Raw genomic sequence first — 23,183 nt, forward strand, 5'->3', positions numbered from 1 at the left:
CTGAATCATTAATGTTTTAAGAAGTTGTGCATATCATTCGTATGATTTGTAGTTATATCCGCATTTAAATTTGATAACGATGTAATGAAAGCGCTACAGCACATTTGTTGTAACAAAGGGAGAGGGAGGAAACGGTATGCTAGAGAAGCTGAAGCAGGAAGTACTGGAAGCAAATTTGCTGCTTCCAAAGCATCAATTGGTTACCTTTACGTGGGGGAATGTCAGTGGCATTGATCGTGAGCAGGGTCTTGTGGCCATTAAGCCGAGCGGAATCCCTTATGAAGAGCTTAAGGCAGAAGACCTTGTAGTTGTTGATCTAGAGGGGAGAATCGTTGAGGGGGATTTGCGGCCTTCCTCCGATACGCCAACTCATCTAGCTCTGTATAAGGCATTTTCTCAAATTGGAGGAGTAGTTCACACTCATTCGCCATGGGCAACAAGCTGGGCGCAAGCCGGGCGCCCGATTCCTCCGTTAGGAACAACACATGCTGACTACTATTACGGAGAAATTCCTTGCACACGTTCGTTAACAAAAGAAGAAATTGAAAGGGCATACGAACTTGAAACAGGGAATGTGATCATTGAAACCTTTCAAAATCGAGCAATCAATCCGACTGCCATGCCGGGTGTACTTGTTACAGGCCACGCACCTTTCTGCTGGGGGAAAAATGCTCATCAGGCTGTTCATAATGCGGTTGTACTTGAAGAAGTTGCAAAAATGGCACTGCAAACATATCAGCTAAATCTGCAAGTGCAAGAAATCGATCAGTTTTTATTAGATAAACACTATTTGCGCAAACATGGTGTTCATGCTTATTATGGGCAAAAATAGTGTCTGTTGAAGTGACCGAGCAAGAAAGTCCGAGGAGCTTGAGAGAGTTACTTATCCGTATGAGTTTAATAGATTAGGAAAATCTTTGCTAGAATAATAAAGTCTATTATACATATAGGAGGATTATACAATGTTAACAATAAAACCTTATGAATTTTGGTTTGTGACTGGCAGCCAATTGCTTTATGGGGAAGAAACATTAAGAGAAGTTGAGGCTAATTCAAAACAAGTCGTTCAAGGGTTAGATCAGGATACTTCAATCCCGTTCAAGTTAGTATTTAAGTCTGTAGTAAAAGAGGCTGACTCTATTCGCCGCCTTGTTCTAGAAGCTAACACAGATGAAAATTGTGCTGGAATCGTCACTTGGATGCACACGTTCTCACCGTCCAAAATGTGGATTGCGGGTCTTGGAGCACTTCAAAAGCCGATGCTTCATTTACACACTCAGTTTAACCGTGATATTCCTTGGGATTCGATCGATATGGATTTTATGAACACAAATCAAGCTGCACATGGTGACCGCGAACATGGTTTCATCGGTACAAGAATGAATATTAAACGTAAAGTAGTTGTGGGACATTGGGAGAATACAGAAGTTAGAGAGCGTATTGGTAGCTGGATGAGAACTGCGGTCGCTGTTGCAGAAAGCAAGCATTTAAAGGTTGCAAGATTTGGCGATAACATGCGTCAAGTAGCTGTGACAGAAGGCGATAAAATTGAAGCACAAATCAAATTTGGCTGGACCGTTAACGGATATGGTGTAGGCGACCTAGTTCAAAGAATGAATGACATTTCGGAACAAGAAGTCGACCAACTCTTCGAAGAGTATAAAGAACTGTATGAGATCGTCCCTGATGGTCTTGGGGAAGGAACTGTTCAAGAATCGATTCGTGAGCAGGCAAGGATTGAATTAGGATTAAAGGCGTTCCTGAAAGAAGGCAACTATACCGCGTTTACAACAACATTTGAAGATTTGCATGGAATTCGTCAGCTTCCAGGTCTTGCAGTTCAGCGCCTGATGGCGGAGGGCTATGGTTTTGCCGGAGAAGGGGATTGGAAAACAGCAGCATTGACACGCCTAATGAAGATCATCGCTGGCGGGGTAGGAACCTCTTTCATGGAGGATTATACGTACCATTTTGAGCCAGGCAACGAACTTGTCCTTGGTGCTCACATGCTTGAAGTGTGTCCGACTATTGCGGCAACTAAGCCAAGAATTGAGGTTCATCCACTTGGAATTGGCGGTAAGGAGGATCCGGCGCGGCTTGTGTTTGATGGGGCAAGCGGATCCGCTCTAAATGCTTCCATCATTGATCTTGGAAACCGTTTCCGACTGTTAATTAATGAAGTAGATGCCGTGCAGCCTGAAAAAGCAATGCCGAAATTACCAGTTGCCAGAGTATTATGGAAACCGCAACCATCTTTAAGTGAGTCAGCAGAAAATTGGATCTATGCCGGCGGAGCGCACCATACAGTCTTCTCCTATGTTGTAACAACAGAACAGTTAAGAGATTTTGCTGAATTAATGGAAATAGAAGCTGTCTTAATCAATAAGGATACGAACGTACATGTATTTAAAAATGAATTGCGCTGGAACGAAGTGATTTTCCGTTAATGTTGCAGTGATCTAACTGTTTTCAACTATATACCGTTCATCGATATGTTAGATACACTGAATGCAGAACAGGCCTGTTGAAAATAGTAGGTGTGAAGTTGTATATCTATCAGAAAATGCAGAATGGGTGTTATGATCGGACCTATTTTCCAAGGGATTGAATTGCTTGTTTCCCTTTTTAAATATTTAGCTGATCATGCAAAAAAGCTCTCCAATTCAATTGAAGAGCTCAGACTGTAAACAAACTCGAGAAAATCTGGTTTGTTTACAGTCTTTTTTATTTAAAACAATAGTAATAAGCCGTTTGATGTTAGAAATTAATTTATTGGATGCACAGCATACGCTTGATAAAGTAAGTCAGTTAAATCGACAGATAGACGATATAACCTCGGAAATGGATTATTTGAAACAAGGGCTTGAAGCCATTAAGTAAGGGAAAGTGTCGGAATTTGGATTGAATAAGGAGTGATATTTTGAACATAAAAACCTGTGAAGAATGTGAAAAAAGGGTTTTTCTACAAAGTTACTGATATGCAAGAGGTATCCCCCTGTCCATGATGAATGTTAAAAAGACACCACTTACGAAAAGGGGAACCAATATGAAACTAAGTATAAGTAGTAGTAAAGGATACCATACTGTGCTATGTAGATCTGCAGAAGTAGTAAAATGTTCTGAATATGATGAATCTCTCAATATAAAGAGCATATGTTATAAAAAAGTGGAGAGATATTGAAAATGGCAAACCTTATAAAGTTATACACCTTTAAACACAATGCAAGATTTATATATTTTGATTTATCAAAAACTGAAAATTTAAATGATAAACTTTGGATTAGATTTCGTTATGAAGACAAAGAAATAAAATTATTAAATATGCATGTACAGGAATATGATATTGGACCTCATGAAAAAGGAGCTAAAGTGAAAGTGGATCTAGGAGAACCAACAGGAAGCACAATAACGTTATATATAGAGTTTCTTGCTCCTTCTGTAAAGTTAAAAAGGCTAGGGTTAGAAAATTGAAGTGAATGAACCTTCCTTACCCTTGGGCTTCGTCCTTCACAGGCTTGAAGAAGGGGAATTCTTTTGCACTTTAGGAGAGTATAAATTTCTAGCTGGAAGGCAATTCGACGTAGTGAGAAATGTTAGGAATACAGTATAAGTGGGGCTACGCCTCTGTTTTCGCCTGGGGGCAGGGCTCACCAATCGGCGAGTTTTCTTTAAAGATCTGTTTGAATCATTGATAATCCCCGCTAACGTTCATTATGTCAACTAGCAGTCTCAATCGGGGCTATTTTTTGTTGTTTACTTAGAAACAGCGAGATTTTTCCTTCCGAAAACAAAAAGTCCTGTCCATAAGTAGGGAGACTTGTCAACGGATGGGGAGCCAAAGCCGATCACAAAACCCTGCATATTGCATAATGTCTGAAAATGAGAGAAGCCCAGTATTAGCGTGGATAACCTAGGAGATCCCACTTCTGGTAATGTACGATGATGTCAACCTGATAACAATGCAGTATGCAAGTAAAGAAATAGGGGATCTAAAGCATATTGATAAAAAAATAAGCACCAAAATTCCACTAATTTTATACATTAAGATAGTAACCTTCAGTATATAAAGGGGCTTTAACTTTTGTTTGTAGAACAAAGAATACTAAGAAAGTAGGGGAAACAATGCCTGCAACTATTCGAGGAGTTGTAATAAACAGAAATAGTGGTTCTTTTAACTTAGGAGATATTTATGAAGTAACGCCGATACTAAATGGAAAGACCTATCATGGATCTGGATCATCAAATGTTGGATATTCGATAAATACGTTTAATGGCATTAGTAAAACGAATGTAGCAGATACTGATAAATCTGATCAAGACAAAACATTTACTCTCTGAGTATTTTTTAACTATATGTGACGTCTGTCCACAGTAATCGTTTTGACTTGTTTACTGATGGCACAATTGTTGAATACTTAAATCCCAATATCTCATTTACCTTACTGAGATATTGGGATTTTTAATACTGAAAGATTTTTAACTTTGTAAAATTCAAGTTAATTTGAAAGGTATTTATCAGGCTCCATTCTCAAATAAATAGAACGATAAAAATGTAATGAATTTTTTGTACTTTAAGAAAGTATAAATTTCTAGCGGGAAGCCAATTTGACATAGTGAGAAATTTTAGGAATAAAGTATAAGTGCAACTACGCCTTTGCCTTCGCCCGGGGGACAGGGCCCGCCAATCGGCGAGTTTTCTTTAAAAAATACTTGACTCTTACATGCGACAAAAGTAAGATATTGGTTAAATCAATAATAAGCAGGCAATGATTGGAAATAGTAAAAGGATTCATAAGCTTATCAGAGAGCCGATGGTTGGTGAGAATCGGCAGTTATGTTCCTTTGAACTCGTCCAAGAGCTACTCCCTGAACGAAATAGTAGGGGATGTCGGTATTCTACCGTTATAAAGATAGGTGGTGATGGCCACCGAAAAGAGTGGGTTCATTATGTGTAATGGATCAATTAGAGTGGTACCGCGAGCAAAGCCTCGTCTCTATATTTATAGAGACGGGGCTTTTTTATATCTAATCATGAAAAAGGAGTGACACTGGCATGTCGAGAAAAATCTTGGTATTTGATACGACTCTACGTGATGGAGAACAAGTTCCTGGAGCGAAGCTTAATTTGTACGAGAAAATGGAGATTGCGTATCAATTAAAAAAACTGGGAGTGGATATTATTGAAGCGGGTTTTCCCGCATCTTCAGAGGGCGATTTTTATGCTGTACAGGAAATTGCCAAGTGTGTCGGAAATACAGATGCTGTCATGATTACAGCGCTTGCTCGGGCAGTTGAAGCAGATATTGATGCTGTTTACAATAGTATCAAATATGCCGAGAAGCCCCTCATTCATATCGTACTGGGAACTTCCAATATTCACGTAGAGAAGAAGTTTGGGAAGTCCAAGAACCAAATTTTAAATCTAGGGGTAGAGGCAGTAAAGTATGCGAAAACATTACTGCCTGATGTTCAATATTCAACAGAGGATGCATCCCGTTCAGATTTCGAATATTTGTGGGCAACCATCGAAGCGGTTGTAAGAGCAGGAGCTACCATGATCAACGTTCCTGACACAGTGGGATATGCTGATCCTGAAGAGTTCGGCCACTTAATTTACAAATTGAACGATCGTTTGAAAAATCTGAATGATACAGTCATTTTAAGTGTTCATTGTCATAATGACCTCGGTATGGCAACGGCCAACACCTTGGCAGCTATCAAAAATGGGGCTGATAAGGTCGAATGTACAATTAATGGAATTGGGGAACGTGCAGGAAATGCAGCGTTGGAAGAAGTTATCATGGCCCTTCATACGCGCTCCTCCTTCTATAACGCCCATACAAATATTCGCACCAGGGAAATTATGAATACATCAAAGTTAGTCAGTAATTTGATGGGCCTTGATGTACAGGTAAATAAAGCTATTACAGGGGATAACGCATTTGCTCACTCCTCAGGGATACATCAGGACGGTTTGTTGAAATCAAGGGAGGCTTATGAAATTATCAGTCCCACAGAAGTTGGCTTAGACGATATGGAGCTTGTGTTAACAGCTCGTTCCGGACGTCATGCGGTCAAGAATGCCATTGAGAAACTAGGATTTACGCAGCTTACGGATAGACAATTTGAGGATCTGTTTGTTGATTTTCTTACGTTGGCAGATACAAAGAAGGAGGTATACAATCATGATTTATACGCCATAGTGGAGAATTACTATACGCGGCATGCGATTCATCATGAAGACATTGGCCATTATAGCGGACGTTTCTATGAATTAGTTGACCTTCAAGTCGTGAGCAACACAAGCTTCCCTTCCGCAAGTGTGGAAATAAAAAAGGGAAATCAGATATTTAAAAGCAGTGCAGTAGGATCCGGTCCAATCGACGCGTTATATTCCTGCATTGCTGAAATTATCGAACTGGATGTCAAGTTGTTGGAGTATAAAATCAGCAGTGTTTCAAGAGGGAAGGAAGCATTGGGGAAAGTGAAATTACAAGTAGAGTTTCAAGGGGAAAAATACATTGCCAAGGCAACGGACACAGATGTGATTAAAGCGAGTGCGCTTGCCTATCTCAATGCTGTAAATAGTATTATAGTCAATTATGCACCTTCAGTATAGCGAAATGGGAAGGAAATGAAGGTACCGTGAAAAACTAGGCACTCTCTTTCCTTTGCCTTCTATATTGGGCTAAATAACAAAGTTTTTGAAAGATAGGAAGGTGACGTTTGAAGTAAGGGCAGCGACTGAATTATGCAAAAAGAGCTCTTACGTTATCAATCGAAGACAGAAAAACAAAAACCCTTCGAAAATGAGGAGACTGAGCTGTTTACAAGAATGAAGTTCTGGAGACAATTATTTGCTTAACTTAGTGGGCATATGGTACTTACCCATACCCATCAAGTTAAGGATTTGAAATTACCGCAAAACAAGGATTTTATGCGAAAAATAGGGTTCTGGTGCGAAAACCTCAAATAATTGCAATAAGTCTGCTTATGTTTTCAAACTTTCATTGTATTTGCACCAGAAAGCAGTAGATTTTCTGTTTTTTACACAGAAAGTATAACTTTTCGGGGCGATGTCTAGTTCCCAAGGTCCAAAATGGCAGCGTAGGGCTGAACCTCCGCAAAAAGCATCTTTCACCCCCACCCCTACGCTGTCATAAAAGGCGGGCCTTGTCCGCTTTTCTTGCACTGTAGGAAAGTATAAATTTCTAGCAGGAAGCCAATTCGACGTAGTGAGAAATTGTATTCCATTCTCAGGCTTTATTTATTTTCAAGCAATTCCTTATTTGGAACACTTGTTGAATTTCTTATGATAAGCTCAGGCTCGTATACAATGGATTGTTGGGGAATGGCTTCTGAACTTTCTTTCTCTACAGCGGCAACAATCCATTTCGCAGCTTCGATTCCCATTTGTGTTTTGGGATGGGCAACGGAAGTAAGCTTTACCTCAGAAGCCTCAGCTAGATAAGAGTCATCGTATCCGACAATAGAAATATCATCGGGAACTTTCAAATCTAAATCCCGAAGTAAATGGAGCACAGCTAAAGCAACCTGATCGTTATAACAAACAATTCCAGTAGGGGTTGTTTTAGGGGATACGAAAAGCTCCTTTAATTTTTCCAGCATACGCTCTAGTTCGTGTTTCCCCGTTGCATAGGTAATAATCATTTCAGGAAATAACGATATGTTATTCTCTCTAAAAGCGCGTATAAAACCTTGCATACGATTGCTCCCCTGCAGGTCGTCAGCCTTAAAAAGACCAATAATTCTTTCATGGCCGAGCTTGATTAAATGCTCTGTTGCAATAAAGCCACCATTTTCGTCATTTACGATAATATGCGGCGGATTGAGCTGAGGATACACTTGATTGATCATTAAATAAGGAATGTGATTTTGCTCCAGCTCTAAATAATAGTTCATATTAGGATTGTAACTGCTGCTTTTCGTAGGCTCAACAATTAACCCGTCAATGTTTCTGCTTAGCATGGTTTGTAAACACTGCTTTTCTTTTTCGATATCATTATCTGTACAAGCAAAGCTTAAGGAATAGCCGTGGCTCGTCAAATAGGATTCGATACCCTTAATGATTGAAGGGAAAATATAGTCCGAAATATATGTGGTGATGACACCGATATTTTTTCCGTTCCCATTCGTAGGTTGTTGCTGTTCATTTTCTTGTATGTGTGGTTGGCCATTTTGCTGGATTTTGTTTGAACAAAATGTGCCAGCGCCTTGTTCTCTGTACAACCATCCTTGGTGCACCAGGTCACCCACAGCTTGACGAATCGTGTGTCTGCTGACATTGAACATTTTTACAAGTTCATTTTCAGAATAAATCTTTTCTCCAGGCTTGACTTCACCGCTTGTGATCCATTCCTTTATTGTTTCCTTTACCATATTGTATTTTGTTTGTTGCCCCATGCGACCACCACTTTCAACTTGTATGTGAACTGAATTATTTATGCGTACAACTAAAACTTTATTATATACTATAGTAACAAAGAGTATAGAGTGGTGTAAATAGGATGTATTCAGATGCTACTTCCCTACGTTAACTTGATTGGGCATGCGTCAGAATCTTCAAGAAATTTTTATTGAAAAAAACAAGAAAGATGGTAAAATCTAATTAATGTTATACGTACAAGTTAAGCTCAGCTCCATAAATAAATGCAAGTTATAATTATAAATAATGGCGGTTATTTCTGTCATAACCTTCTATTTGTACGTATGGGTATTCTGGAATGAACTAGCTTTTTGATAAATTATGCATATCATTCGTATGATTGGTAGTTGTATCCGCGTTTAACTCTAATGATAGGACGGTGAATAAGGAAAAATCTTCAATTGGTGTCGAGCCTTGAACACAGTCTGGAAAAGCGTTACTGGTAGGGATAGAAAGAATGTAAGTTTTTGAGAGGGAACTCTTTCTTAGGATAAGGGAGTTTATATGATTCATTATCTAATGATAATCACAGGTACTGGAAGTGGGGTAGCAGGGGATCCCCTTGATAACTATCAGCGAGCTGAATCGTTACGCATAAACAAATATGATGATTGGAGGAAAATTACATGAGTCTTAATATAAAAAATGCTATTCAAAGCGGCAAAACAATACTTGGTATTGAACTTGGTTCAACCCGAATTAAAGCAGTTCTCATTGGAGAAGATCATGCACCGATCGCATCTGGTAGCCATGACTGGGAAAATAGCTATGTGAACAACATCTGGACATACAGCATCGAGGATATTTGGAAGGGCATACAAGACAGCTATCAAAGGATGACCAACGATGTAAAACAGCAATATGGAATCACCTTACAAACAGTAGGAGCAATCGGTTTTAGTGGGATGATGCATGGCTATATGACTTTTGACAAAGATGGAGAGCTTCTGATGCCTTTTCGCACTTGGCGTAACAATATTACTGAACAATCTTCGAAAGTGCTAACAGAACTATTTAACTACCAAATTCCTCAAAGATGGAGCATTGCTCATCTGTATCAAGCGATCTTGAATCAGGAGGAACATATTGCTGATATTAGCTTCCAGACAACTCTAGCTGGTTATATCCATTGGAAACTGACAGGACAGCAGGTTCTGGGAGTCGGGGAAGCGTCCGGTGTATTTCCAATTGATTTGAATACGAAGAACTATAATCAAACAATGATCAATCAATTCAATGAATTGATTACATCTAGTAATCTACCGTGGAAGCTTGAAGATATTTTGCCTAAGGTTTTGGTAGCGGGCGAAAATGCTGGTGTACTTACAGAAGAAGGAGCGAAGCTTCTGGATGTTACCGGAGAGCTGAAGGCTGGTATTCCACTTTGTCCGCCGGAGGGTGATGCAGGAACGGGTATGGTTGCAACAAACAGCGTAGCGAAGCGTACTGGTAATGTTTCTGCCGGAACTTCAGTATTTGCAATGGTTGTATTGGAAAAGGAACTGTCCAAAGTATATTCCGAGATTGACCTTGTTACCACACCTGCTGGTAATCTGGTAGCTATGGCTCATTCCAACAACTGCTCCTCAGACCTGAATGCATGGGTCGGATTGTTTGATGAATTTTCAAAAGCAATGGGTATAGATGCTGACATGAATAAGTTGTATGGAACTTTATATAATTTGGCTCTTCAAGGAGATTCGGATTGCGGCGGCCTATTGGCTTACGGCTATCTTTCCGGTGAGCACATTACCCACTTTGAAGAAGGTCGTCCATTATTTGTCCGTTCATCAGATAGCAATTTCAACCTGGCTAATTTCGTGCGTGTCCATTTATTTACAGCATTGGGCGCGCTGAAAATTGGTATGGATATTCTTCTCAAACAAGAAGAAGTGAAACTGGATGAAATTCTAGGCCACGGAGGTTTGTTTAAGACTAAAGATGTTGGACAGAGCATCATGGCTGCTGCTCTTAATGTTCCTGTTTCCGTTATGGAAACTGCCGGAGAAGGCGGAGCATGGGGTATCGCCCTGCTTGCAGCTTATATGATGAACAAAGCGGATAATGAAACGCTAGAGGAGTATTTAAGCCAGAAAGTATTTGCAGAAAAAGCTAGCATGGCTATGTCCCCTGACCCTAGGGATGTAGACGGCTTTGAACGATTTATGAAACGTTACACCGAGGGGCTTGCAATCGAAAGAGCGGCAATAGAAAGTCTGTAATAAATATTTAGAAATGGATTACTTAGCAACTCACTCAATAGGAGTATAAAAACAGTTTCAATACATCTAACTCAATCTACTCACTCTAACCTTTAGTGAGTAGATTTTTTACACTTTAAGAAAGCAAAGCGTTTCGAACAGCCGAACAGGTCCTCTGTGGAGTGAAGGTGCTGCATATGCTGAAAAAAGGAAAACTCCAACAAAGGGTGAAGTCTGTCCAGAGTGAGATTGAATTCATACATAGCTTATTTGGAGTAGTATCATAATTCACAACTGACAAGGATATTGAAATTCTATGCTCTAACAAGTCATATTTGCACCAGAACCTTAAATTGCGTTCAAAAATGATTGAATAAATGGGATAGCAGCACCTATAGGAACTCCATTTTCAGGTGAACGGCTAATATGAATAAAGGGCTCATGGCTTGGAAATGCCGTTCTTTCATAAACTTTTTCATGAAGAATTTGAATATCTTTTTTCTTTAAATAAGAGGATATATGCCCGCCTAGAATAAATTCTCTGTTAATGACAAGATGGATATTGTTGATCGAAAATGCTAAATGATCTAAAAAAGTATTCCATCTCTCCACATATGGAAGCGTTCCGGAACGCACCTGTTCGAAGAAAAAATCTAATGATTCTCCTTCTTCTAAGAGCGCATTAACTGAGCAATAGGTTTCCATGCAGCCCTTCTTTCCGCAGTAACAAGGAGAACCATTTGGATCCATCGTCATATGTTCTACCGTACCGCTATGTCCTTCTTTTCCCATCTCAATTTGATCATTAATGATAATGGCTCCCCCAAGGTGCCTACCAATGGACAGATAGATAGCATCTCCAATGTCATTTCTTACCCACAGCTCTGTTGTTGCTGCACACTTTGCATCATGTACAAAGATACAAGGGTACTTGAGATACTGTGAAAAAACACCAATCTCTAACCCTGTACAGTTTAATATTTTTCCGTACGTAATTTTTTGTCCATCAATTGATGTTAATGCTTGTACGGCAAACCCAATCCCAAGAACCTGCTCTTCTGTCACATCTAAGGACGAGATGAACGATTGTACAGCATCGCTTAACTCTTTGTAATAACTATCTGTATTGGAATAACTAAGCGACAATTCTGTTTGCTGGAAGGCCAAACCAAGTAAATCAATTGCTAAGATTCGAACAGTCTCTTTCTGAATTTCTACGCCAATACTAATACGGGCTTGAGGACATATGTCATAAGCAGTTGCGCGCCTGCCAACGGAAGATTCAAATTGTCCGCTCTTCTCAATTAGTTTTTTTTCCTCTAAGCGAACTAGATTTTGGGTTACAGTAGGTAAACTCAAGTGAAGTTGATTCGCAATTTCTTGTTTTGAAAGCTTTCCATTTTGATAAATGAGATGGTAAATCGCTGAGTAATTACTTTTTTTTATATCTTTAAATGTAATGCCCTGATCCATGAAAATACCTCATTATATAAAGTGGTTTTATAAAATTATTTCACTTAATTCGGTTTAAATATATCACACAAGATAAAGTAATAACAACTTTGGCAAGATGTATTTTGCCAATTTTAAGCTTTTTGAATGTTGACTAACAAAGAAGGAAGTTTTATTATGTGAGTATATTTTATAAAATGATTTTACAAAATTAATTTATAAAAGGGGAGAGGATTACACATGGGAATTATTGAAAAAATGAGGTTGGATGGAAAGAAAATTTTTGTCACTGGCGGCGCAAGGGGAATTGGTAAAAGTGTTGCAACCGCTTTCGCTGAAGCAGGAGCAGATTTAGCGATTGTGGACTTGGATCTCGACGAAGCAAAAAAGACAGCTACAGAACTCGAAGAAAACAATGGAATTAAAGCGATTGCAATTAAAGCAGATGTCACAAAACAAGAAGATGTAGATGCGATGATCGAAGAAATTTTGAATGTTTTTGGACGTTTAGATGTTGCCTTCTGTAATGCTGGAATCTGTATGAATATTCCAGCTGAGGAAATGACATATGACCAGTGGAAAAAAGTGATTGATATTAATCTTAATGGTGTATTTCTAACAGCACAAGCAGCCGGAAAGGTTATGTTAAAACAAGGTGGCGGTTCCATTATTAATACTGCATCCATGTCAGGACATATTGTGAATGTGCCACAACCACAGTGCTCCTACAATGCTTCTAAAGCAGGTGTGATCCAGCTGACAAAATCGCTAGCAGTGGAATGGGCAACAAGAAATGTACGCGTTAATTGCATCAGCCCAGGATATATCGGAACAGAACTTACCTTAAATTCTCCGAGCTTACAGCCTTTGATTGAACAATGGAACAAGGTGGCACCGCTTGGGAGAATGGGAAAACCTGAAGAACTTCAGTCCATTTGTGTCTATCTTGCAGGGGACACTAGCAGCTTTACGACAGGATCTGACTTTGTTATAGACGGTGCTTTTACTTGTATTTAATAGATTGAAAGAATCTGACTTTTTTATAAAAGGAGACTATCAATGAACTACTTACTTGGAACAGATATTGGAACATCTGGTACCAAAACGATTTTAATGGATACAGATGGCAATCTGATTGCTCAAGATTTACAGGAATATGATGTATTAACCCCAAAGCCTTTATGGGCCGAGCAGTGGCCGGATGTATGGCTGCATGCAGCGAAAACATCTATTAAAAATACGGTACAGAAATCAGGAATTCCATCAGAGAAAATTCGGGGGATAGCTATTAGCGGTCTGTATGGGGGTTCTGGAATTCCATTGGACAAAAACATGGAACCTGTCAGGCCGTGTATGATTTGGATGGACCGTAGAGCAGAGAAAGAAACAAAGTGGGTCCTAGATCATATCGGAGAAGAAAGGCTTCTAGAAATTACCCATAATGGAGCTGACCCTTATTACGGCTATACAAAAATATTATGGATGAAAAATCATGAACCGGAAAACTGGAAAAAAACAAAGCTTTTTTTGCCGCCAAATGATTATGTCATTTATAAACTTACCGGAGAAATTGTCATTGATTATTCTTCTGCAGGAAATATCGGCGGTATTTTCGATATGAATAACAGAACCTGGTCTAAAGAAATGATGGAGGAAATGGGAATTCCTCTGTCGATGATGCCAGAAAAAATCGTTGAATCAACGGATATTGTTGGTGGATTGACAAAAGAAGTTGCAGCTGAGCTGGGGCTTTCTGAAGGAATGCCAGTGATCGCAAGTGGTATTGACTGCGGTGCTGCCAATATCGGCCTTGGTGTATTTGAATCTGGTATTTATGCAGCGGCAATCGGAACTTCTATGTGCGCAGCATTAATTTCTGATAAACCAGTGAAAGGAAAGGGTTTGATTGTTTGGCCATATTTATATGATGCCAAAAGACTATCCTATTATTTTGCTGGTGGAGCTACAGCTGGAGCAATTGTGAAATGGTTCCGGCAAACGATGTGTCAATTTGAAATCGAAGCGGAAAAAGCTGGCGGAAAAAATGCATATGATGTTTTAAATGAACAGGCAGCTAATATTCCGGTTGGAAGTGAAGGTCTGATTGTACTTCCTTACTTTATGGGAGAAAGAAGTCCTATTTGGGATTCAGATGCAAAAGGAACAATCGTTGGGCTTTCATTGGCGCATACAAAGGCCCATATGTACCGTGCATTTTTAGAAGCGGTTGCGTTTTCTTTAAGAGATGCGATGGAAGCGACCGGAGAAAATCTCGGCGAATATATCTTGCTTGCAGGTGGTGTGACAAAGTCAAAATTGTGGAGACAAATCTTTGCAGATGTTACTGGCTATCCAGTTGTTTGTCCAGTTCACGATGTAGAAGCGAATATGGGGGATGTTATGCTTGCTGGCATTGGAACAGGTCTTCTATCCTATGAAGATGTGAAAGAGTGGCAAGTATTAGATGAAAAGATTATGCCAAATAACGAGAATCATGAAAAATACAATGAATATTATAGTGTTTATAAATCTATATACAAAAATTTAAAGAATGATATGAAAACGCTGACAAACATTTCAGCAACATAATTTATAGCGTATGCTTCAAAAAAATAATCTGAAATTAAACAGATATGCGTTGCAAATGAATAAATGGAAAAAAGAACTGGATATGGGGCTGACGATCTAGCAGGAAACCTTGTATTTATATCGTGCAGTCGGTTTAGAAGGGAATACCATTGATTTTGATCTAAGTGAATCAAGAGATAAACAAGCAGTCAAGCGCCTTTTCAAGAAAACCTTGGCTGCTTCTCATATTTGTAAGCCTCGTGTTATAAACAGTAGACAAAAATCCCGCCTATTCTGTAGCGATTCAAGAGTGAAAAGAAGAGAACATATACATTCCTTTCATCATACTGTAATCATGCTGATTATTATTAATAATCTCTTATAAGCAAAACTATTTAAGAGTCGTATAGTGAATAAGTCTATGCGATTCTTATTTTTCTAAAAAGGAGAATAGTAACGTTGTGAGAAGAGGATTTTGGGTGAAAAGTTATCCCTTTATAGTGATTGCAATCGTCTCGTTGCTTGTAGGAGGAGCGATAAATAGTTTCTTTTTATATAACGACGTTAAGATGAAGGATAAACCGAATAAAAAGCTAGCGACTCCGTTGTTTTTCGAAAAAGAAGTTAAGGACCTTCCAGAAATTCAGGAACCAGAGGGATTTGATTGGAGACAATTTGATGGAGTTACAATTAATATGATCACTGAAAATACGCCGCCTTCAATAGCTTTAGCAGCGAATATTTGGAGATTTGAGGCTGTAACAGGAATTAAGATCAATATGGAACTCGATAATTTGGGGACAGTTATTGAGAAGACAGGGCTTGATATGAATGCGGCAGCAGCCAAATATCAGATTATTTATGCCGATCCATACCAAATTCTTCCCCAGTATGATAAGGGATTTGTTGATTTACATAAGTTTAATGATGACCCTAAATTGCCGCATGTACCAGGAGGATTAGGAGATTTTATTCAAAATCAGCTTAACGTTGTCAGCTACATGGGCAATAAAGATAAGCTGTTAACATTGCCATATGATGCGTCTACAATGCTGCTTGCGTATAGAAAAGATGTGTTTGAAAAATACAAAGACAGCTTTATGGCGGAGCATGGGTATGATTGGACGCCTGGTCCCAATCTGTCGTGGGATCAGTATTATGAAATTGGCAAGTGGATTAACGAGAAGGCTGCAAATGGCACTATTACTGAGGTAAAGTATGGGATTGGGCATCAAGCAAAGCGTGGGGATTCCTTAATGAATGATTTTAGTAATATTCTTGCGGCTAATGGCGGTGATTATGTTGAGATGTCAAATATTGAACAGGGGAAATCAGATGCTGTGCTGCAATCAGTTCGTTTTTATCGGAAGCTGATAAAAATAGCTGCACCGGAGAGTATTTCATGGGATTGGACACAGCTTGCAGATGCCTTTGCAAATGGGGATCTTGCAATGGCGCCCGAGTGGCATGATTTTTCTGCATTATTTGAGGATAAAACAAAATCCAATGTGTCCGGCAAGGTGGGTTGGGCTATCCTGCCAAAGGGAAAGAAGGGCTATGCCAATTCATTTGGCGGCACAGGATTGGCAATTAATAAATATGCGAGTGAGAAGGAGCAAAAGGCAGCATGGTTATTTCTTATATGGGCTACAGCACCGCAAACACAATATATGCTTTTGCAATCAACTACTGGTGGATCAACACCAACCCGTTATTCTGTGTATGCACTTCCTGACATCCAAAAAGACTTGCAGGATGGGACGCCGGATTCAAAAAAACTACCTAATTTACTACCAATGAAGGCTGCCTTTGAGGCTTGGAAAGATGAAAATACGTACGTACGACCAAAAATACCGCAGTGGCAGCAAGCAAATATGTTGATTTTTACTGAACTATCGAAAATGCTCTTAAATAAGCAAACTCCGGAAGAAACGGTACGAAGCATTGCTAGGAAAAGCAATGAAGCACTGGGTAAGAATGAGTAACAGGCCATGTTCATACTTGCAACGGGGAGGAGAATGACACAATGAATCAAGAGCTAGCCATGATTAATTCTCGACAGAAAGAGCTAATAGGTACACTATTGCTTGCCAAGAAGCCGATTTCATATGAACAGTTAGCTGATATATTTAAGGTGAGCGTACGGACAATCCAAAGAGAAGTAACATCATTAAAGTCGGTGTTAAAATATTATGATTTAAAAATAGGGAGGAAAATAGGGTTTGGAATTGAGCTGAAAGGTTCTGTAGAAGGAAGAGAAAGGTTGGAAGAACATCTCGGACAGATAAAAGCGTTATCAGCGTATTCTCCTGAAGAGCGTTGGGAAGGGATTGCATATGAATTACTGCTTTCTAAGGAGCCAATGAAGCAGTTTGTGTTCGGCAGCCACTATGGTGTTACAGAGGCAACAATTAGTAATGATTTAGATAAAGTAGCTGTATGGTTACAGAAAGGAAATATTGAACTTGCGCGTGTGCCAGGAATTGGCGTTTATGTGAAAGGGACAGAGCAACAGCGTAGAACAATGTTATCATATTTGCTTCATAAAGATATTGCATTTGAAGAATGGCTGGAACTGTTTTATCGATCTAAACAAGATGAATCCTCTGGAGAAAAAGATATCTTGGGCTCGGTAATTAGGAATAGGCTTCTTAAGTTTGTACACACACCGAATATTTTAGTTGTTGAACAGGCTGTGCATAAGGCATTAAGGGAAAAACAATCAAGTGTTGAGCTAACCGATCGTAATTATGTAAATCTTATTGTTCATTTAATGCTTGCAGTAGAACGAATTAAACACGACAGGGTAATTGAAGAGTCAACGGCACTACCAAATCCGAGCATAGATGAAGCAATTTATTCACTTGCTGAGAAAATCGTATCCAATATTGAAAATGAACTTGCTATCTCTATTCCAAACATAGAGGTAAACTATATTGCTCTCCATCTTGCGGGAGCCCAGCTATTAAGAGAGCAAATGATAAAGGCTGAAGAGCCCCAGGAATTTGAATGGCTCGAATTAACAAGCAGCTTTATTCATGCAGTCGAATATTATCTTGGAGAGTCATTTGAAGGGGATGAGTTGCTGCTTGAGGGGCTAGTTTCTCACTTTGTTCCAGCCTTTAATCGCTTAAAACTAGGTTTACAAATCCATAATCCAATGCTTGAAAAAATTAGAGATCGCTATCCAGAAATTTTTATTGCATGTGAAAAAGCTTGTATGATTCTTACAGAAAAAACCGGATACTCCATACCAGAAGGCGAGATTGGTTATTTGGCTATGCATATTGGTGCAGCAATGCTTCGTAAAAAAGAGATGTTACAAAAGGACTACCGGGCTGTTGTTGTGTGTGCAAGCGGACTCGGTACATCGACGTATCTTGCGTCTCAGCTGCGTACTGAAATACCGAATCTGAAAATAGAGGGGGTTATCTCTGTAAATCAAATTCAAGAATGGATTCAAGATCATGGTTCGGTTGATATATTTATTTCTACAATTGTGTTCCCTCCGTTAGAAAATGAAAATATTGTTATTGTTAGCCCCTTCTTACGGAAAGAGGATGTGTCCAGAATTCAGAGTTCTTTAAAAGATATTCCGAAGCAACGGTTATTGGAACAAAAGGAAGCAGCAAAAGGGGGTCAGCAGCTTTCGATGATGTCACTGGCTAGATTTGGCGAAGCAATGGTACAAATTTTGCGGAATGTAGCAGTGATTGAAGATATCCAAGTCAAGGGACCGATTTTAGCAACTATATTAAATACAATGCAACATAATAGCGTAGTGTGTGAGTACGATACGCTGTATGAGGATATTGAAAGGCGTGAACGGCAGGGGAGCTTTGTATTAGATGATTTAGCGATGATTCACGCTCGGTCAGAAGGGGTAACTGAGTTATTAGCAGTGGTTTTTCGGACAAGGGAACGTGTAAAATGGCGTCGTGATGATAATAAAGAACAGCTAATCAATACATTTTTATTATTAGTAGTACCTAAGGATGCCCCAAAAGAACATGTTAAGATGCTGAGTAAAATTAGCTCCATGCTAATTGAAGAATCATTCTTGACTATGTTAAAAGGAGCGTCAATTCATGAAGTGAAAGCTACGCTAGATGATGTGCTATCGAAAGCATATGCCGCTACAGCAAAAGGCACCTTAAAGGGGTTATCGAATAGATGAGGAAGCTTGGTCAGTTATTGAGTGCCATGATATGGCAAAATATTGCTGTGATTATTTCTGTGGGTATGATTCGCGAAGTGTTTGGAGTATACGGCTGGTGGTATAATGAGCGAATTCTATTACTAGTTGATCCTATTTATAATACGTTATTGCCTATTTTATTAGGATATACTGGCGGTAAATTGATTGGAGGGCAGCGAGGTGCTGTTGTAGCGTCCTTTGTTATCTATGGATTAACGCTTTCTAGCTCTGCTCCTGTTATCTTTGCCGCTATGGTGATAGGGCCCCTGATTGGTTGGATTATTCGTAAGTGTGATCAGACTATAAAAGGAAGGATTCCAGTTGGTTACGAATTATTAATCAATAATGTACTAGCATCGTTGATTGGGGTTAGTTTTACCGTTGTTTGCTTTCTTTATGTTGGTCAAACACTATCTGCGGGGGTGGAATGGTCCACAAAGTATTTAGAAGAAATCATTTATTCGGGTTGGCTGCCGTTAGCCGCTGTTATCATTGAACCCGCTAAGGTATTCTTTCTTAATAATATAGTAAACTACGGTATATTAGCCCCTTTGGGTATCCAACAAACAAAGGAACTTGGTAAGTCTATATTTTTCCTATTAGAATCAAATCCTGGTCCAGGTCTGGGGATTTTGCTTGCCTATTGGTTAAAAAGTGCAGGAGAAAAACGAAGGGGAGCTCAGTTAGCGCTGTTTATTCAATTTTTTGGGGGAATTCATGAGGTTTACTTTTCTTACGTTTTAAGAAGGCCCATGCTCATTTTAGGTTTAATGCTAGGCGGAATGACAGGAATTATTATATTTCAGATGTTTGATGTTGGTACCGTCTCTCTTCCATCGCCAGGAAGTATTTTTTTATTTTTAGCGTTAGCTCCAAAAGAAGATATGGTGTTTGTGTTTATGGGGGTTTTTCTTTCGGCAGCCGTTACATTCCTTTGCAGTATGCTCATATTAAAGCCATTTACTGAATCACCGACAGAGCAAGAGAATAGAGAGCAAGTTACTTTTATGAATAAATTAGGAACGATAGAGAATCTGAATGAAGAGGAGGTAGCAATACACCAAACTATCAACACTGGTGAACCCGATTATATAGCTTGTGATCCGGGAGCAGTCAACTATACCTCCAGTATTGAAAAAATTGTATTTGTTTGTGAAGTTGGCCTGGGCTCAAGCGCGATGGGCGCTGCTATGTTAAGGAGAAAGCTAGAGCAAGCAAATCTACAAATAGAAGTAGATAATGCATCTGTTGATGAAATTCCTCAGGATACGGACTTGATTATTTGTCATCAAAAGCTTGTCGCAGACGTGGAAAAGTATGCCCCAAACAAAATATATTATCCTTTGCAATCATTTACGGATATAGATGCATACGATACGCTTATTGATAAATTAAAACCTATAGTAGCAGTTACAAAAGGCTAGTTCTCATTCTAAATAGAATGGGACTAGCCTTTTTTTACAAGATAAGTATAACTTTTCGGAGTGGTATCTAGCTCCCAAGGCCCGCCTTTTCTTAGTAGGAAACTATAAAAGCCTATTCATGCCTTTCCCTTCTTCCGCTTGCAACATATTGCAATACACAAAACTTAGTAAAAGGAAAAGACTGATGCTTTGAAAGGCTTAATCGGTATTTCATACGGAGACTACGTTACTCCCTCATATAAAAGGCTTTGATACACACCTTAAATTTTTTCAATTTCTACATATGACAAAGTTATGGCAACTAAGGAATGAACATTTTTTTATATACAAGTAAAATTGAAGTATGAAAACGTAATCATCCTTCCTCATTATCAGTAAGAAAGATTGTAAGGGCTATAGTGGGCAGGGGGATGAAAAGAAGAATATGGAGGGTGAGGGCATGAATGCAGTAGGAAGAAAACAGAACTTTTTAGACAGATTGGGTATTCCTTCAAATTTAACTTGGGGATTTATCGGAATTACTTTATTTATGATTGGAGACGGTTTAGAGGCCGGTTGGCTATCTCCTTATTTAATTAAAAATGGATTGACGATGCAACAATCAGCTTTTCTTTATACTGTTTATGGAATTGCATTAACTATCTCATCTTGGTTATCGGGAATCTTCGTCCAAACTTGGGGTCCAAGAAAAGCCATGACGATTGGCTTAACTGCCTTTATAGTAGGAACCATTGGATTCGCTGGCTGGGGGTTACCTAATAATGAATACGTTGTCATGTTAGCAACATATGCTCTAAGAGGTGTAGGGTATCCATTGTTCTCGTATTCCTTTATCGTGTGGATCACGTATCGAAGCCCAGAGCAAAAATTAGGTTCAGCGGTAGGATGGTTTTGGTTTGCGTTTACACTAGGCTTAAATGTTTTAGGATCGTATTACTCAAGCTATGTTATTCCGAGGATTGGTGAAATACCGACATTATGGAGTGCGTTAATCTTTGTATCACTTGGCGGTTTATGTGCAATCGTGTTAAATAAGGATAAATTTGATGGGCAAGTCATGGATAAGAATACATCAAAGCTGAAGGAATTGGCAAAAGGGATTACGATTATGTTTGAAAACCCTAGAATTGCTATAGGAGGAGTTATCAGAACCATTAATACAACAGCTTCTTTTGGATTTGTTGTGTTTTTCCCATCCTATGTAGGACAATATGGCTTCACGATTTCAGAATGGCTTCAAATCTATGGAACTCTATTCTCTGTAAATATTATTTGTAATTTAATTTTTGGAATTGTTGGCGATAAGCTTGGCTGGAGATCTACAGTCGCATGGTTTGGCGGAGTGCTATGCGGGGTTTCGATAATAGCTATGTACTACACGCCGCAGATCGTCGGTCATAACTATTGGGTAATGACCATTGTTGCTAGTTTATTTGGCGCAGGTTTAGCTGGGTATGTTCCATTATCCGCTTTAATGCCTTCATTAGCGCCAGATAATAAGGGAGCAGCGATGTCTATTTTGAATTTAGGTGCAGGTTTAAGCGCATTTGTAGGACCAGCGCTCGTAGGTTTGTTTATTGGAAGTATAGGCGCAGGTGGTGTGATATGGATTTTTGCGAGTCTGTATTTTGTAAGTGCAGTGTTAACTAAGTTTCTTAAGGCAGCTAAGCAAAGCACAGCCGCGAATTATGAGGTAAAGCAAGAATGGACAGCTGGGTAAGGTTTATTATTATATAATCCATTTAAATGAATTTTTAATTTCTTTAAACCAAGGGTTAAATATGTAATACTGAAACTGAGATAATTAAAGAAATGTAAATATTACTACACGACGACATGTTGTTTAACAATGTAGTTTTAAGGCGTATCAACACTTTGTTTGATACGCCTATTTTTTATGACTTTTTCTTCGTTTTATCACTACCTTTTGGGGATTTATCAAGATTTTTATCGCTACATTTGATTTTTTTATCACTACTTTTAATACCACATTGATTTAAGTGAACTACCCACCACTTATTCGCTGTACGTCTTGAAGTGGGGGCTTCGAGAGACAAACAACATCTTTCTCTTTTATTACTACTTCACTCACAAACCTAACGGTTCATGTCCATAGCCTTGAATTTGCGGCGTTCCTACCGCTATTTGGAAACTGATACACATTATGCAGACAACACGCTCATTTCCTTCAAAACATGAGTACCGTATTGCTTGAGGTTAAGTGCTGCATTATAATCTCTATCAGTTTTTGTACCACATTCGGTACATCTGTATATCCTTAATGAGGGTTTGAGCAACATTTTTAATCAAACTTTATTTCAAAGTTACATCCCAAAAATAAGCAGGACTTTATACAAAAAGTAGGGGGATGTGTTAAGGGATAGGGAGTCCAAAACCCGCACTGCCTAGGCATTGCATAAAATCCTGCATATTTGATAAATTCAGAGATTGTGAGAAACCCAGTATTCATGCGGGTTCTCGAGGAGATCCTACTTCCGGCAATGAGATGCTATGTCTACTTGACACGTATACAATATGCATAAATTTTATTCCTTTTTGGAAACGTAAAATGGTACTGTTTATAAGAAAACACGTGGAAAAATTAGAAATAATGAACCTTCTGAAAGTAGTAATCCTGAATTGTGAATAAGGAAGTGACCTGTGATGAGTACCAGCCCAAAAGACCAGATTACGACGGCTCAAGTTGCTGTTATTGTCATCAATTATACAATTGGAACAGGGATTCTGACCTTGCCGAGAGCATCTGCAGAGAAGGTTCAGACACCAGATATCTGGTTAACTGTGATTGTAGGCGGGCTGATCGCGATGATAGCAGGAGTTATTATAGTCAGATTAAGCCAAAGTTTTCCGGAAAAAACCTTTTATCAATACAG

The 23,183-nt window shown here is 39.0% G+C and carries 17 protein-coding genes, 1 pseudogene and 1 other annotated feature; of the genes and pseudogenes, 15 read left to right on the forward strand and 3 right to left on the reverse strand.

Translation table 11 applies throughout. The annotated features are described in order from the left end of the window. Positions 1–136: 136 nt before the first annotated feature. The 6 genes from araD (at position 137) to EP737_RS15270 (ending at position 6,619) form a co-directional block, all read left to right on the forward strand. Complete coding sequence (araD, locus tag EP737_RS15245; RefSeq protein ID WP_129728836.1) at positions 137–832, forward strand: L-ribulose-5-phosphate 4-epimerase; 696 nt, start codon at positions 137–139, stop codon at positions 830–832. A gap of 130 nt (positions 833–962) precedes the next feature. Next, entirely contained in the window at positions 963–2,447 is a 1,485-nt protein-coding gene (araA, locus tag EP737_RS15250; protein ID WP_129728837.1) for an L-arabinose isomerase, read from the forward strand. A 307-nt stretch (positions 2,448–2,754) separates the two neighbouring features. Further along, a complete protein-coding gene (locus EP737_RS26575; protein WP_281278900.1) occupies positions 2,755–2,880 on the forward strand; it encodes a hypothetical protein in 126 nt (41 codons plus the stop codon). A 303-nt stretch (positions 2,881–3,183) separates the two neighbouring features. After that, positions 3,184–3,471: a hypothetical protein gene (locus tag EP737_RS15260; RefSeq protein ID WP_129728839.1), complete on the forward strand. Its 288-nt coding sequence runs from the start codon at positions 3,184–3,186 to the stop codon at positions 3,469–3,471. 651 nt (positions 3,472–4,122) lie between these two features. After that, complete coding sequence (locus EP737_RS15265) at positions 4,123–4,338, forward strand: spore germination protein (protein ID WP_129728840.1); 216 nt, start codon at positions 4,123–4,125, stop codon at positions 4,336–4,338. Between the two features lie 419 nt (positions 4,339–4,757). Next, positions 4,758–4,999, forward strand: a binding site (T-box leader). A 54-nt stretch (positions 5,000–5,053) separates the two neighbouring features. Then, positions 5,054–6,619, forward strand: coding sequence for a 2-isopropylmalate synthase (locus EP737_RS15270; RefSeq protein WP_129728841.1), 1,566 nt, complete (start codon positions 5,054–5,056; stop codon positions 6,617–6,619). A 644-nt stretch (positions 6,620–7,263) separates the two neighbouring features. Here the strand turns inward: EP737_RS15270 and EP737_RS15275 are convergent. Then, a complete protein-coding gene (locus EP737_RS15275) occupies positions 7,264–8,424 on the reverse strand; it encodes a GntR family transcriptional regulator (protein WP_129728842.1) in 1,161 nt (386 codons plus the stop codon). 648 nt (positions 8,425–9,072) lie between these two features. Between EP737_RS15275 and EP737_RS15280 the strand changes: the two genes are divergently transcribed. Next, on the forward strand, positions 9,073–10,668 hold the full coding sequence (locus EP737_RS15280) for a xylulokinase (RefSeq protein ID WP_129728843.1): 1,596 nt from the start codon (positions 9,073–9,075) through the stop codon (positions 10,666–10,668). A 327-nt stretch (positions 10,669–10,995) separates the two neighbouring features. On the opposite strand, the gene EP737_RS15285 is transcribed toward EP737_RS15280, so the two are convergent. After that, positions 10,996–12,120, reverse strand: coding sequence for an ROK family transcriptional regulator (locus tag EP737_RS15285; protein ID WP_129728844.1), 1,125 nt, complete (start codon positions 12,118–12,120; stop codon positions 10,996–10,998). A 219-nt stretch (positions 12,121–12,339) separates the two neighbouring features. Between EP737_RS15285 and EP737_RS15290 the strand changes: the two genes are divergently transcribed. The 7 genes and pseudogenes from EP737_RS15290 (at position 12,340) to EP737_RS15320 (ending at position 22,009) form a co-directional block, all read left to right on the forward strand. Continuing rightward, entirely contained in the window at positions 12,340–13,116 is a 777-nt protein-coding gene (locus EP737_RS15290; RefSeq protein ID WP_129728845.1) for an SDR family oxidoreductase, read from the forward strand. A 42-nt stretch (positions 13,117–13,158) separates the two neighbouring features. Continuing rightward, on the forward strand, positions 13,159–14,688 hold the full coding sequence (locus EP737_RS15295) for an FGGY-family carbohydrate kinase (RefSeq protein WP_129728846.1): 1,530 nt from the start codon (positions 13,159–13,161) through the stop codon (positions 14,686–14,688). Between the two features lie 109 nt (positions 14,689–14,797). Next, positions 14,798–14,978 (forward strand): annotated as a pseudogene (locus EP737_RS15300) (DDE-type integrase/transposase/recombinase); the annotation flags it as partial. 168 nt (positions 14,979–15,146) lie between these two features. After that, entirely contained in the window at positions 15,147–16,652 is a 1,506-nt protein-coding gene (locus EP737_RS15305; protein WP_246040271.1) for an extracellular solute-binding protein, read from the forward strand. A gap of 41 nt (positions 16,653–16,693) precedes the next feature. Continuing rightward, positions 16,694–18,844: a BglG family transcription antiterminator gene (locus EP737_RS15310; RefSeq protein ID WP_129728847.1), complete on the forward strand. Its 2,151-nt coding sequence runs from the start codon at positions 16,694–16,696 to the stop codon at positions 18,842–18,844. After that, a complete protein-coding gene (locus tag EP737_RS15315; protein ID WP_129728848.1) occupies positions 18,841–20,289 on the forward strand; it encodes a PTS transporter subunit EIIC in 1,449 nt (482 codons plus the stop codon). Before EP737_RS15310 ends, EP737_RS15315 begins: the two co-directional genes overlap by 4 nt. Positions 20,290–20,728: 439 nt before the next feature. Further along, positions 20,729–22,009, forward strand: a complete 1,281-nt coding sequence (locus EP737_RS15320; protein WP_129728849.1) for an MFS transporter — start codon at positions 20,729–20,731, stop codon at positions 22,007–22,009. Between the two features lie 442 nt (positions 22,010–22,451). Here the strand turns inward: EP737_RS15320 and EP737_RS26920 are convergent, their stop codons facing one another. Next, complete coding sequence (locus EP737_RS26920; protein WP_129728850.1) at positions 22,452–22,589, reverse strand: zinc ribbon domain-containing protein; 138 nt, start codon at positions 22,587–22,589, stop codon at positions 22,452–22,454. Positions 22,590–22,953: 364 nt separating this feature from the next. On the opposite strand from EP737_RS26920, the gene EP737_RS15330 reads away from it, so the two are divergent. Continuing rightward, positions 22,954–23,183 (forward strand): GerAB/ArcD/ProY family transporter (locus tag EP737_RS15330; RefSeq protein WP_165350818.1); only part of this gene is annotated, 230 nt, incomplete at its 3' end.

Origin of the sequence: Ectobacillus funiculus (genome assembly GCF_004138295.1) — a bacterium.
In the GTDB taxonomy this organism is placed as follows: Bacteria; Bacillota; Bacilli; order Bacillales; family Bacillaceae_G; genus Ectobacillus; species Ectobacillus funiculus.